Genomic DNA, 14,395 nt, shown 5'->3' with positions numbered 1-14,395 from the left:
TGCGGCGCCCCGTCAGATCGTCTGCCCGGGCCACGGCGAGGCGACCACCGGGTTCACGAGCTCGCCAATGCCCTGGACCCTGCACGCCACGGTGTCACCCGGGCTCAGCGGCGCACATTCGGCCGGGAACCCGGTCAGCACCAGGTCGCCCGGGTGCAGGGTCATAAAGGACGTCAGGTACACCAGGATTTCGTCGACCTTCCAGCCGAGGTCCTGCGTGCCGGCGGCCTTCAGGGGGGTGCCGTTGAGCACCACGTCCACGGCCAGGTCGGTTTCGTCCAGGCCGGTCACCACCCACGGGCCCGCCGGCGTAAACGTGTCCTGGCTCTTGGCACTGATCCAGAGTTCATCGCTCTCCTGCCGGTCACGGCACGTGACATCGTTCCCGATGGTGAATCCGAGGACAGCGCCGCGGGCATCCGCGAGGGTCAGGCCGCGCGCCGTGCTGCCGATGACGATGGCCAGCTCCGCTTCCGGATCCACCCGGCGCATCCCGTGCGCCAGCTCTATCGCGTCACCGGGCCCGATGACGCTGGTGGCGGCCTTGTGGAACGCCTGGGGAGGCAGGTCCCGGCCCGGCTGGCCGGTATTGTGCGCCATCCCCAGGACGTTCCTGGGCACGCTCGGAGCCAGGAAGGTGAAAGAGTCCTCCCTCACCAGGTCCCCGGGCTCCCACCCCTGCCGCGGCTGGCTTTCTGCGTTGGCCGGGGAGGCCGGAAACGGACTGTCCATGACCGTCCACGTGCTGCCGTCCACGCTGCCAAAGTCCAACGCCCCGCTGGCAACGAAAAACTGTTCCGCCGGTTGGGCAGCGGTCAGGGGACGGACGCGGGCTATGCGGCGGGGGAGGGCAGTCATGAGGGAATCCTACGGTGCTGCGGGAAGCCCTTCGGACCCGTCGCCGTTCGCTCAGTAGAGCTCGCCCACCGGAATCTCCACGGCCAGCCGGTTGGACGGCCCGGGAAGCGGGCAGGCCCAGGCCTCGTTGTAGGCGCAGGACGGGTTGTAGGCGAAGTTGAAGTCCAGCACGAACGTGGCGTCCGGACCTGTGCCGTGGACACCGTGGAACGCGCCCTTGATGGTGTCCAGCAGATACCGCCCCGCCCCGTAGCTGCCGCCGGGCTGGCCGGCAGTGGCGTCGCGGAACGGCACAAAGATGCCGCCGCCGTAACCGTGCAGCTTCCACACCCCGAGCTGGCCCATCTCGGGAAGGTCAAAGGTTCCCAGCCGGACAAACCGGACCACGCCGTCCGTGGCGGTCTCCACGCTCATCTCACGCCCCGCACCTTCCTTGGTCAACGGCACATGGAAGCGGTAGATGGGGTCGTAGTCTGCGGTCTTGAGCCCGGAGAAGTGCGTTTTGTCCTGCAGGGTCAGTGCCGAGGCCGGGTGCGTGGCGAACATCAGGTCGCGTTGGTGCCGCCAGTAGGAATGGGCCTCGGCAGGATTTTCAAGCGAAAGCTTCCGGACGTTGTCGTACAGGGCGAAGGTCCGCAGCCGCCAGTCGGCGATGTCGACGGCGGAGATGTTCGCCAGGGATTCTTCGGCTGCGCCGTGCTGCTCTTCCGCCATGTCCACCAGCCTAGTCCCCGGAAGGGACAGAACCCGTCCGACGGCGACACGGGCTTGGGTGTCTTCGCTGCGGGAGGACAGGAAACGCCCTCCGCCCAGACTTGGCTGCCGGTCACCTCCGGTTAGGCTGGCAGCATGAGAGGCAAGGCGACGACGACGGTGCTGTCCGGTGTATCTCTGTTGCTGGCCGGCGTCCTCCTGACGGGCTGCTCCGGCGGAGAGTCCGGCCAGCCGGGCTGGACAGCGCAGCCGGGCCCCTCCGGCAGTGCCGGCGCCGCCGCGCCCGTTTCGGCGGACGGCTCATCGTCCACGGCCCCGTCCAGCGGGTCCACTGCCACCGCATCCGGCGCGCCACAGGCAGTGGCCACCGCCGCTGCCTGGAAGAGTTTCTCGGACCCCGGTAAAACCGTAAGTTTCGACCTGCCGGAGGACTGGATCGCGCAGTCCGTCACGCCGGAGGAAGGCACCCTGCCCGGGGCGCTGAAGATCGAAGTGAAGAAGCCCGACGGAACATTTATGGCAGCGCTGCGGACCGGGCTGCCGCCGTCGTCCGTGGAATGCCCCGAACCGGCCCGGCGGGCGTACACGGTGGTCAGCAGCGTGCCGGTGGAACTTTCCGCCGCGGGCGGAGAGGGGACCATACCGCCCAGGGTGGTCTTCCGCGTGATCCAGGGATACAAATACTTTGGCTCCTACGGGGTCACGAACTTGGTGGGCGGCGCGGACGGCCAGGCCTGCGAGCTCCGCAACATCCTGCGGGGCCCGGCCGGAAAGGGCGACTACTCGTTCGGCGACGTCGTCTCCGTCCGGGCGTTCGCCCCGGACGAAAAAGTGGCGCCCGCCAAGGCCTTCGACACCCTTGACCAGGCCGCCCGCTATGTCAACGAAGGCAGCGAATTCGCCAACGTCCAGCGGATGCTAATGTCTCTGAAGATCAAAAACTAGTCCTGCGCCCGGCCCCATCCTGCGCCGCGGCAAACCAGGCCCCGTTCTACCGCCCACAACCACCCGAAAGAGCCATGGAACGCAGTGTTTCCGCACGACTGGTCTTCAAGACCGTAGCCAATACCAAGGTGGCGATGGCCGTCGCTGTAGCCAGGAACGGAGGCTACTCCACGTTTGACGAATCCCTTTCCGTTACGGCAGGCGGCGGCCAGGTTCCGCTGACAGAGGTGGAGGACCACCACGGAGGCCGGTTCCACTACATGGAGTTCGCCGAACCCGCAGAGGTGACGGTGGAATATGCCGCCACGGTGGGCGGTAAGGCCGACCCCGAAGAGGCAGAGTTGGCGGACAGGATCCGCTATGTCCGGCCCAGCCGGTATGCCGAGTCAGACCGGCTGCTGCCTACGGCCTATGCCGAATTTGGCGGCGTCCGGGGCGCGGAGCTGCTGCACGCCGTGCGGAACTGGGTTAATGGGGAGCTGCGCTATCTCAGCGGGTCATCGCGGGGAACGGACGGAGCTGTGGAAACCCTCCTCAGCAGGCGCGGCGTGTGCCGGGACTTTGCCCACCTGGCCATCGCACTGTTGCGCTCCAAGGATATTCCCGCCAGGCTTGCCGCGGTGTACGCGCCGGGCCTCAATCCCATGGATTTCCACGCAGTGGCCGAAGCGTACGTCAACGGGGCATGGCATGTCATCGATCCCACGGGGCTCGCGCCCAGGGAATCGATGCTGCGTATCACTGCCGGCAGGGACTCGGCGGATACCGCCTTCCTCTCCACTGTGGGCGGAAGCCTGATCCTTAACCAGCTGCAGGTCACCGCCGTAGTAAACGGTGACCTGCCTGCCGAGGACCCGGCCCGGCTGGTTCAGCTGGGCTGATTCCACAGAGGATTCCCCTCGCTGCGCTTGCCGGACCCTACGGCAACCGCGGGCTCCTACCGGAGGGGCCTGGGCCCCAGGGAGCTCCGCAGCTTCTCGGTGAGCCGCCGCAGCTCCTTCTGCTCTTCCGGGGTCAGTGCCGGCTCCATAAGGCTGGAGATGTCCCGGACGTGCTCGCGGCCGATCTCTTTCTGCAGCTCCCGGCCTGCCTCCGTGAGTTGCAGCAGGATGCCGCGGCCGTCGTCGGGTGCAGGCATCCTGGCCACGAGCCCGCGCTTCTCCAGCCGCTCCACCAGCCTGCTGAGGCTGGACTGGCTCAGGAGCACGTTGTCGTTGAGCTCGTTGAGCCGCAGCCACCCGGTGGGGCAGCGGGACAGCGTGAACAGCACGTCATACTCGTTCACCGCCAGTTTCCGGAACGCCGGACCTGCCTGCAGCTTGCGCATCACCGCCACCTGGGCCCGGAACAAGGACTCCCAGGTCTCTGCCGCCAGGCGGACAGGTGATTCGGAACTGTTGCCGGCCATCATGCCTCCGCGCGGGACTTTTCGGTGTCCTGGGCCCCGGCGTCCTGGCCATCCTGTTCCTGGGCGGCCAGTGCTGCGGCAACCCGGTTGGAGTGGGTGGGCGGTTCCGGCACCTGTGCCGGCTTGAGGGCCGCGTACTCCTTGCGCAGGACGGGCAGGACTTCCTCGCCGAACAGGTCCAGCTGTTCCAGGACGGTCTTCAGCGGCAGGCCGGCGTGGTCGATCAGGAACAGCTGGCGCTGGTAGTCGCCGAAGTACTCCCGGAACGTCAGGGTCTTTTCGATAACCTCCTGCGGGCTTCCGACGGTCAGTGGCGTCTGCGAGGTGAAGTCCTCCAGGGACGGCCCGTGTCCGTAGACCGGAGCGTTGTCGAAGTACGGGCGGAACTCCTTGACGGCGTCCTGCGAGTTCTTCCGCATAAAGAACTGCCCGCCCAGGCCCACGATCGCCTGGTCTGCCGTGCCGTGGCCGTAGTGCTCGTAGCGCTCCCGGTACAGGCCGATCAGCTGCTGGTAGTGCTCCTTGGGCCAGAAGATGTTGTTGGCAAAGAATCCGTCACCGAAGTACGCGGCCACTTCGGCGATCTGCGGCGTCCGGATGGAGCCGTGCCACACAAAGGGTGCCACGCCGTCGAGCGGACGCGGGGTGGACGTGAAGTTCTGCAGCGGGGTGCGGAACTTGCCGGACCAGTTGACGGTGTCCTCGTCCCACAGCTTGCGCAGCAGGCTGTAGTTTTCGATGGCCAGCTCCACGCCGTCCTGGATGTTCTTGCCGAACCAGGGGTAGACGGGCGCCGTGTTGCCGCGGCCCAGGACCAGGTCCACGCGGCCGTCGGCCAGGTGCTGGAGCATGGCGAAGTCTTCGGCGATCTTGACGGGATCATTCGTGGTGATCAGCGTGGTGGCCGTGGACAGGATGATCCGTTCGGTCTGCGCCGCGATGTAGGCAAGGGTGGTGGTGGGGGAGGAAGAGAAGAAGGGCCGGTTGTGGTGCTCGCCGATGGCATACACGTCCATGCCGATTTCCTCGACCTTTTTTGCGATGGCGACGGAGGCCTTGATGCGTTCGTTCTCGGTGGGGGTCCGGCCCGAGGTGGGGTCCGTGGTGATGTCGCTGACGCTGAAAACACCGATCTGCATGATGTGCCCTTCCGTTGCTGCTTGCTGACTTGGTTTAAGTGTAAACCAATTTAGATGCATTTGCATCTATCGCCGCATACAACGCTGCCGCGCCGGAAATATTCCGCTGTTTTTACCCGGGGTTTCCCGGTGCTGCGCGCCGCCCGCTGACCTTGGGGATCATGCCTGTGGTCCAGTCGCGGAACTCCTCGTCGACGTCGGCGCCGGCCCCGAACTCAGGACGCGCCTGCAGGTCCCGGAGCAGTGCTCTCTTTTCGCGGCGCCCTTCCACAAGCCGGTAGAGCACCGGAACCAGGATAAGCGTGAGGGCCGTGGAGGAGACGAGGCCGCCGATGACCACTACGGCCAGCGGCTGCGAAATAAAGCCGCCGCCGCCGGTGAGCCCCAGCGCCATCGGCGTCAGTGCGAAGACCGTGGCAAGGGCTGTCATCAGGATGGGGCGGAGCCGCTGGCGGGCGCCGTGGGTGATGGCGTCAGCAACGGTCATCCCCGGCCGGCCGTCCCGCGGCTGCCGGTACTGGTTGATGAGGTCGATCAGGACGATGGCGTTGGTGACCACGATGCCCACCAGCATCAGCATGCCGATCAGCGACGGCAGGCCCAGTGGGACCCCTGTCACCAGGAGCAGGGCCACCGCACCGGTGGCGGCGAACGGCACCGAAACCAGCAGGATCAGGGGCTGGATGAGGGACTTGAAGGTGGCCACCATAATCACGTAGACAATGGCGATCGCGGCCAGCAGGGCGAGCCCCAGCTGCTGGAACGACTCCTGCTGCTGGGTGGTGGCACCGCCGATTTCGGCGGTGACCCCGGCAGGCAGCCGGACCTCGGAGAGGCGCTTCTGGACTTCGGTGTTGACGGCACCCAGGTTGGATCCCGACGGCGTCACGGACACCCGGGCGGTGCGCTGGCCGTTGCTGGCGGTGATGGAAACCGGCACGTCCACCTGTTCCACCGCGGCGATGCTGCCGAGCGTCACGGGAGCGCCGGCGGCCGGCAGCGGGATTGCCCGAACGGCGTCGATGCTGGTGAACTTTGTTCCCTTGCCGATCTGGACCGGGAAGTCGTTGGTATCGATCCGTACGGTTCCGGCGGGGATGGGGCTGATAGTGGAGGCGAGGACGCCCGCCACCTGTTCCTCGTTGAGCCCTGCCGCCACTGCCTTGGCACGGTCAACCTTCACCTGGACCACCGGCTGGCTCGCCGCCAGGTTGGTGGCCACTTCGCTGGTTCCGGGGACGCCGGTCATGGCCTCCACCATGGCATCGCTGGCTGTCTGGAGGTCCGCGGTGGTGGCGGCCTTGATGGTGACGTCCACGGTGGAGGATGTCCCGAAGCCGCCCTGCTGGGTGCCCACGGAAATCTTGCCGGCATCGGGCACTTTTGCCAGTTCGTCCCGGACGGTTTCCTGCAACTGGTCCTGGTCCGCTTTTTCGTCCGTCACCACGGTGAAGGTGGAGTTGGAGGATCCCGTGGAGGTGAGCGCGGCAAAACCGGCCTGCGCGTTCCCGGACGTTACCTGCACGTCCCGGATGCCGTCGATCCCGCGCAGGACTTCCTCAAGGCGGATGGCGGCGGCGCTGGTGTCCGCGAGGCTGGTGCCGGCCGGCAGGACCTGGCGCACCGTGAGGCTGTTCTGCCCCGAGTTGCCCAGCAGGTTGGTGGCGAGCAGGGGTGCCATGGCCCCGGTGGCGCACAGGACCAGGGCGGCGGCAACCAAAGTGATGACTGGATGCTTCTGCGTCCTGGTGAGAATGGGAAGGTATCCGCGCTGGAGCCTGCTGCGTTGTTCCGCGTCCTGAGCCTTCGCGCGCGCGGCGGCGGCATCGCGTTGGGCTGCCCCGCCGTCGGGCGTGAGGCCGGGATTCCGCAGGAACCAGTAGGCAAGCACGGGAACGATGGTCAGCGAAACCAGCAGTGATGCCAGCAGCGCCATGGTGACGGTGAGGGCGAATGGCCTGAACAGCTCACCGGCGAGTTCGCCCACAAAGGCAATGGGCAGGAAGACGGCCACGGTAGTTAATGTGGATGCCGTGATGGCGCCGGCCACTTCCCGGATGGCGGTCAGGATGGCAGTCACCTTGTCTTCGCCGTAACTGAGGTGCCGCTTGATGTTTTCGATCACCACAATGGAGTCGTCCACGACGCGGCCGATGGCGATGGTGAGCGCACCAAGGGTAAGGATGTTCAACGAATAGCCGGTGGCTGACAGGCCTATGAACGTGATCAGGAGCGAAAGCGGGATGGACACCGCCGTCACCAGGGTGGAGCGGGTGGACATCAGGAAGACCAGGATGACGGCCACGGCGAAACCCAGTCCCAACAGGCCTTCGGTGGTGAGGTCCTTGATGGATTTTTCGATGAACGGGGCCTGGTCGAACACCGGCGTGAACTTGGCGTTGGATCCCAGTTCGGCCTCAAGCCCGTCCAGGGTGTCCCGGACCGCGTGCGAAATGGCCACGGTATCGCCCTCGGGCTTTTTGGTGACGGAGACGGCAAGGGTTTCGGCGCCGTTGGTCCGCGTGATGGAGGTCCGTTCGTCGTCCTTGACGGACACGTCGGCCACGCTGCCGACGGTGGCTGCGTTCTTTGCTCCGGTGAGTGGCAGGGCCTTGACGGCATCCAGGGAATCGACGGGGCTGCCGATCTGCAGCGACAGCGTTTTTCCCTGCTCCTCGAGCGTGCCGGCCGGGATGAGGGCGCCATTGTTCGCCAGGGCGTCCCGGATGGATGTGATGGTGGCACCGGAGGCCGCCATGGCATCGGGGCGGGGGAGGATCTCGATGTGCTGGCTGGCGCCGCCGGTCACTTCGGCGCCGCGGACGCCGTCGATCTTCTGCAGCCGGGGAACGCTCAACCGCTGGAGATCAGCGTTCAGTTCGCTGAGGCTCTTATCCGAAGACACCGCCAAAAACACGATGGGAAAATCGCTGATGCTGCCGGCGATGGCCTGCGGCTGGACGTCCTCCGGGAGGTTTCGTTTGGCGTTGGAGATGGCCCGGTCGATCTGGTTCCGGGCCCGGTCCAGGTTGGAGCCGTACGTAAAGACCATGGTGATCTGGGAAACGCCGTTGCGCGACGTGGAGGAGGTGGATTCCAGCCCCTCCACGCCGTTCAGCGCAGTTTCCAGCGGTCCGCTGACCTGCTTGTCCACCACCTCCGGAGAGGCGCCGGGCATGGCGGTCAACACCGTGATCTGGGGGAACTCGATCGACGGGATGAGCTCCTGCTTCAGCGACGACATGGTGATCACGCCGAACACCGAGGCGAAGACCGTGATGAGTGCGATCAGTGCCCGGTTCGCCAGTGAAAGTTGTGCCAGCCGGAACATCGCATGGTCTCCTGTGGTGTAGTGACTGACTGTTGCGGGCCAAGCAGCCGGCCACCGGCCCCGCAGGGTCAGTGGTTGGCGGTGACGCTTTCCAGCTGGAGGGACCTGGCGGTCGCCTTCTCAAGCTCCGCGGCAAGTTCCGGGTTGTCGTCGAGCTTAACGCCGTAGCCGGGCATCATGTCCTTGAGCTTGGCCTGCCAGCCCTTGAAGTTCTTGGGGAAGGCCTTCCGGAGCAGTTCGATCATGATGGGCACTGCAGTGGAGGCTCCGGGCGACGCACCCAGGAGCGCGCCGATGGAGCCGTCACGGCCGGCAATCACCTCAGTACCGAACTGAAGCACGCCGCCCTTCTGCGGGTCCTTCTTGATGATCTGTACACGCTGGCCGGCAGTAATGAGTTCCCAGTCGCCCGCTTTTGCCTCCGGGTAGTACTCCCGCAGGGCTTCCACCTTGTCCGCGTGCTTTTTGGCAACTTCCTTGACCAAGTAAGCGGTCAGGTCCATGTTGTCCTTGGCGACCGCCAGCATGGGGATGATGTTGCTCGGCCGGATGGACAGCGGCAGGTCCAGGTACGAGCCGTTCTTGAGGAAGTTGGTGGAGAACCCGGCATACGGGCCGAACAGCAGCGAACGCTTGCCATTGACGTACCGGGTGTCCAGGTGCGGCACGGACATGGGCGGGGCACCCACTGAGGCCTGGCCGTATACCTTGGCACTGTGCTGCGCAGCCAGGGTTTCGTCAGTGCAGCGGAAGAACTGCCCTGAGACGGGGAAGCCGCCGTAGCCCTTGCTTTCCGGAATCCCGGAAGCCTGGAGCAGGTGCAGGGCGCCGCCGCCGGCGCCCACAAAAACAAACTTGGCGTGGATCTTGCCGTGTTCGCCGGACTTGGGGTATTTCAGCGAAAGGTTCCAGCCGCCGTCGGACGCCCGGGAGATGCCGGTGACATCGTGGCCGTAGTTAATTTCGACGCCGTTGTTCCCGAGGTAAGTGGTCAGCTCGCGGGTGAGTGCCCCGAAGTCCACGTCGGTGCCCTCGGCGGCGCGGGTGGCAGCGATCCGCTGCTGCGGGTCGCGGCCCTTGACGATCAGCGGAGCCCACTTGCCGATCTGGCCGTGGTCCTCGGAGTATTCCATGCTCCGGAACAGCGGATGTGGCTTGAGGGCCTCGTAGCGGCTCTTCAGGAACCGGGTGTTTTCCTCGCCGATCACAAAGCTCATGTGCGGCACGGTGTTGATGAAGCCCTTGGGCGAACCGATCAGGGACTGGTCCACCAGGTGGGACCAGAACTGGCGGGAAAGCTGGAACTGCTCATTGATCAGCAGCGCCTTGGTTGGGTCCACGGAGCCGTCTTTGGCTGCGGGGGAGTAGTTGAGTTCACAGAGGGCGGCGTGGCCGGTTCCGGCGTTGTTCCACGGACCGGAGCTTTCCAGTCCCGGCTCGTCCAGCCGCTCGAACATGGAGATGGTCCAGTCCGGCTCCAACTGCTTGAGAAATGCCCCCAGCGTGGCGCTCATGATGCCGCCGCCAATCAGGACGACGTCGGCATGTGGGGTCTTGGAAATGAAGGTCACGATCAGTCTCCGATTGCAGCGGCTCTGGCTGTCACAGAATATCCCCGGGCAGCCCTACTACTGAAATTGGGCTGGCCCGTCAAGGCTTCAGTTGTACTTTGGTGAAAACTTCGTTTAAGACAGGCGACGCCGGGTAGCTGACCACACGGTCTGACAGGGCCAGCGCCGAGATGGGGAAGGCGATGGGAACGGCGGGAATGGTGGCTGCGATCTGGGCATTGATGGTGTGATATTGCTCATCGCGTTCCTTGCCCTCCGGCATTCCGCGCGCCCTGTTGATCTTCGAGAAGACTTGCGGGTCCTGGTACCCGAACTCACCGTTCTTCTCGCCGAAGAGGGGGCCCACAAAGTTGTCCGCGTCCGCGTAGGAGCCGTTCCAGCCCAGCAGGTGGAGCCCGTGGTCCCCGGGGGACTGGACCTTTTGCAGGTACCCCTCTGACCAGTCCACCGGGACAGGCCTGATGTTGAACCCCACCGCGGTGAGCTGCCGGCTGATTTCGGCGTAGACCTTCTCCGGGGTGGGGAGGTAGGGCCGGGTGACGTTCAGCGGGTAGTAGAACCTCAGTTCTTCCCCGGCGTACGCGGCCTCTTTGAGGTATTCCTTGGCCTTGGCGGGGTCGTGTCCCAGGGCCGGGGCATTGTTGTTGAACCCGCTGATCTTGGGAGGGACGAACTGGGTGGCAACAGCGGTGTTGTCAATGAAGAACTTGCGGATGAGGGTTTCTTTGTCGATGGCCAGTTCGATGGCCTGGCGTACTTTCTGGTTCTGCAGGATGGGGATTCCCTGGTTGATCCCCAGGTACATCACCGAGAACGGGTCACGCTGGACGATCTGCTTGCCGCGCTTCACCAGCTGATCGAAGTTGCCCACCGTCACGGCGTCATAGCCGTCGATCTTGCCGTCCAGCAGCGCCTGTAGGCGGGCCTGGGGGTGGTTGTACGCAACGAAGTTGATGGTGGCGATCTGGCCGCGGTCTCCCCAGTAGGAGGCGTTGCTGGCCAGGGTGACGCTGGCTTCGTCCCAGGACTTCACCGTGAAGGGCCCGGTGCCCACCGGATTGGCGCCGAAGGCGGAAATGGCCTGGCCGCCGCGGTTCTGGTCCAGGACGTCGGCCTTTCCCGCGGCCAGGGCAGCGGGCGAGGCGATGGCGAAGGCAGGCATGGTCAGGGCCTGCAGGAATGCGGTGAAGCGCTGGGTGAGGTCGATCTGTACGGAATCGGGTCCCAGCGCGGTGCAGCTTTTGAAGATGGACAGCTCCGGCTGGTCCGAGTGCGCCTTGAACACGCCTTTGAAGGAGCTGCCGGGCGCCTGCCGGCGCAGGTCCTCCGAGAACGCGAACCACCGGTTGAAGTTGGTGCACACGGCATCGGCGTTGAACGGGGTGCCGTCGTGGAAGGTCACACCACTGCGGAGCTTGAAGGTGTAGGAGCGGCCCTCGTTCGATTCAGTCCACTCGGTGGCCAGCAGCGGAGTGGGTTTGCCGGTGGTCTGATCCACCCCCACCAGTCCTTCCAGGATCTGCCGCGTGATGCGCTGGGACTCAACATCGCTGGACAAAGCCGGGTCCAGGCCCAGCGGCTGCACTGCGGTGCCGAAATTGAAGACGGCGGTGGGTTCCGTCGTCGTGCTCGGAGAAGGGGAAGCAGACGACGGCGACGGGGCCGGGCTCGCCGTGCAGGAGGTGACGCTCAGCGCCAGGAGGGCGGCGCCGGTCGTGAGGACCGTCCGCCGGGATGGACTGCTGGGCACTCGTTTATCACCTCGGGATCTTGCCGGCGCCGCCGACTGCGGGCCGGGACCAAGTCTAGTTGACCCGGCACTCCCGTTTCCGGTACCCGCGCGGCACAGGCGGACGCCAATTAAGAAGGCCGGGGCCCGTCCTTTGCGGACAGGCCCCGGCCAAGCTGTGCACGATTACTTGGGCATCAGCACTGAGTCGATGAGGTAGACCGTTGCGTTCTTGGTCTTGACGCCGCCGCAAATCACGTTGGCATCATCCACCTTCAGGGCGTCGCCGCTGCCGGTGACGGTGACAGAGCCGCCCTGGACCGTGGCGTGGGTGCCGGCGATCTTGTCAGGGGTGATCTGGCCGGGAACAACGTGGTAGGTCAGGATCTTGCTCAGGAGGGCATCATCGGTCTTCAGGGTTTCGATGGTGGCCGGATCGATCTTCGCAAAGGCGTCGTCCACCGGTGCGAAGACGGTGAATTCTCCGCCGTTGAGGGTGTCCACCAGGTCCACCTTCGGGTTCAGCTTGCCCGAGACCGCGGCGGTGAGGGTGGTCAGGATGGGGTTGTTGGACGCTGCCACAGCAACGGGGTCCAGTGCCATGCCTTCCACGGAGCCTGCGCCCGTGGGGACCTGCTGGGCGTAGGCGGCGCAGCCGGGGCCAACCAGGTTGGCGGCCGGATCCATGGTTTTGGCGGAGGAACTCGCCGACGGGGACGGGGCCATGCTGGTGGCGGAGGGCGCCGCGGCCGTTGCGGAGGAGCTTGAGGTGCCGGCTGAGCCGCCGCATGCTGTCAGGCTGAGCAGAGCTACAGCTGCAACGCCGGCGACGCTGAGAGAGGTGCGCTTGATGGTCTGCATTTCGGTTCTCCTTGGTTGAACATTTTCGCCTGGCCGTGGACGGATGACCGCGGCGCTGTTTCTTCTGGCTGGTGGGCACCTGCCCTTGGCTGGTGTCTCACTGGGTATTCGGCCGGTGCCGGAATGCGGATGGGTCAGATTCAAGGAGGAAATAAAAAAGATCCCCCGGCCTGGGCCGGAGGATCTTTTGCCGTTGAGTGCGCAAGGGGGGACTTGAACCCCCACGCCCGAAGGCACAGGAACCTAAATCCTGCGTGTCTGCCAATTTCACCACTCGCGCGTGGCTGTCCGCACTGTGCGTCAGGCACCTGATTCAGGGCTTAAAACGTACGACGGCGGATGCCAGTATTCATTGTAGCGTCGCCCAGGCGGGACCTGTGTCCGGGGGACGGGTCAGGCGTCCAGCTTCAGGTCCCGGCGAAGCTTGGCCACATGGCCGGTGGCGCGGACGTTGTACTGGGCCAGGGTCACTTTGCCCTCGGGGTCCACCACAATGGTCGACCGGATGAGGCCTTCGTATGTTTTGCCGTAGTTTTTCTTCTCACCCCAGGCGCCGTAGGCCTCGGCCACTGCATGGTCCCCGTCCGAGAGCAGTGGGAAGGTGAGTTCCTCGGTGGCGGCAAATTTTGCGAGCTTTTCCACCGGGTCGGGGGAGATGCCCAGGATGTCGTAGCCCGCCGATTGCAGTGAGGCCAGGTTGTCCCGGAAGTCACAGGCTTCCTTGGTGCAGCCCGGCGTTGCGGCAGCCGGGTAGAAGTAGACGATGGTGCTGCGGCCCGGCCGCGCCGCCAGGCTGACGTCCTTGCCGGTCGAATCCTTCAGGGTGAAGCCCGGTGCTTTGTCACCTGTTACGAGTCTGTCAGCCATTGTTTTTCTCCTTGTTGCGGGCGGGACACACCAGCCTAGTAAGCAGCCCGGAGCAGTGCTAATCGACACTTGGCTATACTTGCTGCTATGCCTGATATGGATCAATGGCCCACTGGGCGCCTCTTGTCCACCGCTGCGCGCCTCGTCGAACATTCCTGGAACGAAAAACTCGGCGCCATCGGTCTCACCCATGCCGGTGTTATTGCCATTGAGGTTCTCAACGCGCAAGGCCCCATGACCCAGGCGCAGCTGGCCCAATATGTGCGCGTGCAGGCCCAGACCATGGGCAAGACCCTGAGCAGGCTTGAGGCCCACGGCCACATCGCGCGGGTCCGCAGCACCTCCGACCGCAGGAGCCACGTGGTGTCCCTGACGGAGCGGGGCAAGGAAGCCGTTGCCGCCGCCGTCGAAATGGAACGCACTGTCCTGGCAGCCGCCACCGTCGATCCGGACGTCCTCCGCCAGGAACTCAAAGCCGTTGTCCGGGAACTTGCAAGCCAGTTCGGATCGTCCACTACAGCGGCGCTGGTAGAGAACCCGTCCATGACCCCGTAAAGGCCGCAAAAGCCATATCTGCCGGCACAGCCGGCCCAGGCGTGATCCCAGCTTCCGGCTGTGGTCACGCTTTATTTTTTCGTGCGGCCCCCTGTGACGCGCACTCACTTGTGGCCGCCGCAAAACGAACGCGCGCTCACGATTGGCGGCAGCACCGCCGTCGAGCCCAGCAATTCAACCCAGCCAGTCACCTTTTACTACACGGGCAAAACAAAACAGCCCCCGGTTTGCGTTTCCGCAAGCCGGAGGCTGTTTTCCCAGTGGTGCACCCCCCGGGACTTGAACCCGGAACCCATTGATTAAGAGTCAATTGCTCTGCCAATTGAGCTAGAGGTGCATCTTTTGTTTCGATCGTTTGGGGCTTTTTCTTTCCCCGTTGATCTCCGCAACGACATGAAACTCTACACGAACTTTTGA

General features: G+C 64.9%; 12 protein-coding genes and 2 tRNA genes. 3 read left to right on the top strand and 11 right to left on the bottom strand.

Annotation, left to right across the window (positions count from 1 at the left end):
- Window positions 1–12: 12 nt before the first annotated feature.
- Window positions 13–858, bottom strand: a complete 846-nt coding sequence (locus tag BACI348_RS12925; protein WP_159826378.1) for a fumarylacetoacetate hydrolase family protein — start codon at window positions 856–858, stop codon at window positions 13–15.
- Between the two features lie 51 nt (window positions 859–909).
- A complete protein-coding gene (locus BACI348_RS12920) occupies window positions 910–1,572 on the bottom strand; it encodes a DUF1684 domain-containing protein (RefSeq protein ID WP_159826376.1) in 663 nt (220 codons plus the stop codon).
- A gap of 135 nt (window positions 1,573–1,707) precedes the next feature.
- On the opposite strand from BACI348_RS12920, the gene BACI348_RS12915 reads away from it, so the two are divergent.
- Window positions 1,708–2,517: a hypothetical protein gene (locus BACI348_RS12915; protein WP_159826374.1), complete on the top strand. Its 810-nt coding sequence runs from the start codon at window positions 1,708–1,710 to the stop codon at window positions 2,515–2,517.
- A gap of 74 nt (window positions 2,518–2,591) precedes the next feature.
- Complete coding sequence (locus tag BACI348_RS12910; protein ID WP_159826372.1) at window positions 2,592–3,398, top strand: transglutaminase-like domain-containing protein; 807 nt, start codon at window positions 2,592–2,594, stop codon at window positions 3,396–3,398.
- Window positions 3,399–3,454: 56 nt separating this feature from the next.
- Here the strand turns inward: BACI348_RS12910 and BACI348_RS12905 are convergent, their stop codons facing one another.
- The 8 genes from BACI348_RS12905 to bcp form a co-directional block, all read right to left on the bottom strand.
- Entirely contained in the window at window positions 3,455–3,925 is a 471-nt protein-coding gene (locus BACI348_RS12905; RefSeq protein WP_159826370.1) for a MarR family winged helix-turn-helix transcriptional regulator, read from the bottom strand.
- Window positions 3,925–5,064 (bottom strand): LLM class flavin-dependent oxidoreductase, encoded by a 1,140-nt coding sequence (locus BACI348_RS12900; protein ID WP_159826368.1) that lies wholly within the window; start codon window positions 5,062–5,064, stop codon window positions 3,925–3,927. Before BACI348_RS12900 ends, BACI348_RS12905 begins: the two co-directional genes overlap by 1 nt.
- Before the next feature lie 112 nt (window positions 5,065–5,176).
- Entirely contained in the window at window positions 5,177–8,395 is a 3,219-nt protein-coding gene (locus BACI348_RS12895) for an efflux RND transporter permease subunit (RefSeq protein ID WP_159826366.1), read from the bottom strand.
- 68 nt (window positions 8,396–8,463) lie between these two features.
- The gene (locus BACI348_RS12890; protein WP_159826364.1) at window positions 8,464–9,966 is read right to left on the bottom strand and encodes a malate:quinone oxidoreductase; all 1,503 of its coding nucleotides are present in this window, start codon (window positions 9,964–9,966) and stop codon (window positions 8,464–8,466) included.
- A gap of 79 nt (window positions 9,967–10,045) precedes the next feature.
- A complete protein-coding gene (locus tag BACI348_RS12885; RefSeq protein WP_201298423.1) occupies window positions 10,046–11,716 on the bottom strand; it encodes an ABC transporter substrate-binding protein in 1,671 nt (556 codons plus the stop codon).
- Between the two features lie 165 nt (window positions 11,717–11,881).
- Entirely contained in the window at window positions 11,882–12,556 is a 675-nt protein-coding gene (locus tag BACI348_RS12880; protein ID WP_159826362.1) for a fasciclin domain-containing protein, read from the bottom strand.
- 198 nt (window positions 12,557–12,754) lie between these two features.
- A tRNA-Leu gene (locus tag BACI348_RS12875) sits at window positions 12,755–12,836 on the bottom strand.
- Between the two features lie 113 nt (window positions 12,837–12,949).
- Window positions 12,950–13,423, bottom strand: coding sequence for a thioredoxin-dependent thiol peroxidase (gene bcp / locus BACI348_RS12870; RefSeq protein WP_159826360.1), 474 nt, complete (start codon window positions 13,421–13,423; stop codon window positions 12,950–12,952).
- A 96-nt stretch (window positions 13,424–13,519) separates the two neighbouring features.
- Here bcp and BACI348_RS12865 point away from each other — a divergent pair, with 96 nt between their 5' ends.
- A complete protein-coding gene (locus tag BACI348_RS12865; RefSeq protein WP_159830083.1) occupies window positions 13,520–13,978 on the top strand; it encodes a MarR family winged helix-turn-helix transcriptional regulator in 459 nt (152 codons plus the stop codon).
- 261 nt (window positions 13,979–14,239) lie between these two features.
- Here the strand turns inward: BACI348_RS12865 and BACI348_RS12860 are convergent.
- Window positions 14,240–14,315, bottom strand: a tRNA-Lys gene (locus tag BACI348_RS12860).
- Window positions 14,316–14,395 lie beyond the last annotated feature (80 nt).

The sequence above is a fragment of the Arthrobacter sp. 9AX genome (assembly GCF_902506095.1).
In the GTDB taxonomy this organism is placed as follows: domain Bacteria; phylum Actinomycetota; class Actinomycetes; order Actinomycetales; family Micrococcaceae; genus Arthrobacter.
Note: the sequence above shows the minus strand (reverse complement) of the source record. Positions and strands in the feature narration are given on the sequence as shown.

Excerpts from the sequence above, each read along its gene's own strand:
- BACI348_RS12925 (WP_159826378.1), bottom strand. The coding sequence starts at position 858 with ATGACTGCCCTCCCCCGCCGCATAGCCCGCGTCCGTCCCCTGACCGCT.
- BACI348_RS12920 (WP_159826376.1), bottom strand. The coding sequence starts at position 1,572 with ATGGCGGAAGAGCAGCACGGCGCAGCCGAAGAATCCCTGGCGAACATC.
- BACI348_RS12915 (WP_159826374.1), top strand. The coding sequence starts at position 1,708 with ATGAGAGGCAAGGCGACGACGACGGTGCTGTCCGGTGTATCTCTGTTG.
- BACI348_RS12910 (WP_159826372.1), top strand. The coding sequence starts at position 2,592 with ATGGAACGCAGTGTTTCCGCACGACTGGTCTTCAAGACCGTAGCCAAT.
- BACI348_RS12905 (WP_159826370.1), bottom strand. The coding sequence starts at position 3,925 with ATGGCCGGCAACAGTTCCGAATCACCTGTCCGCCTGGCGGCAGAGACC.
- BACI348_RS12900 (WP_159826368.1), bottom strand. The coding sequence starts at position 5,064 with ATGCAGATCGGTGTTTTCAGCGTCAGCGACATCACCACGGACCCCACC.
- BACI348_RS12895 (WP_159826366.1), bottom strand. The coding sequence starts at position 8,395 with ATGTTCCGGCTGGCACAACTTTCACTGGCGAACCGGGCACTGATCGCA.
- BACI348_RS12880 (WP_159826362.1), bottom strand. The coding sequence starts at position 12,556 with ATGCAGACCATCAAGCGCACCTCTCTCAGCGTCGCCGGCGTTGCAGCT.
- bcp (WP_159826360.1), bottom strand. The coding sequence starts at position 13,423 with ATGGCTGACAGACTCGTAACAGGTGACAAAGCACCGGGCTTCACCCTG.
- BACI348_RS12865 (WP_159830083.1), top strand. The coding sequence starts at position 13,520 with ATGGATCAATGGCCCACTGGGCGCCTCTTGTCCACCGCTGCGCGCCTC.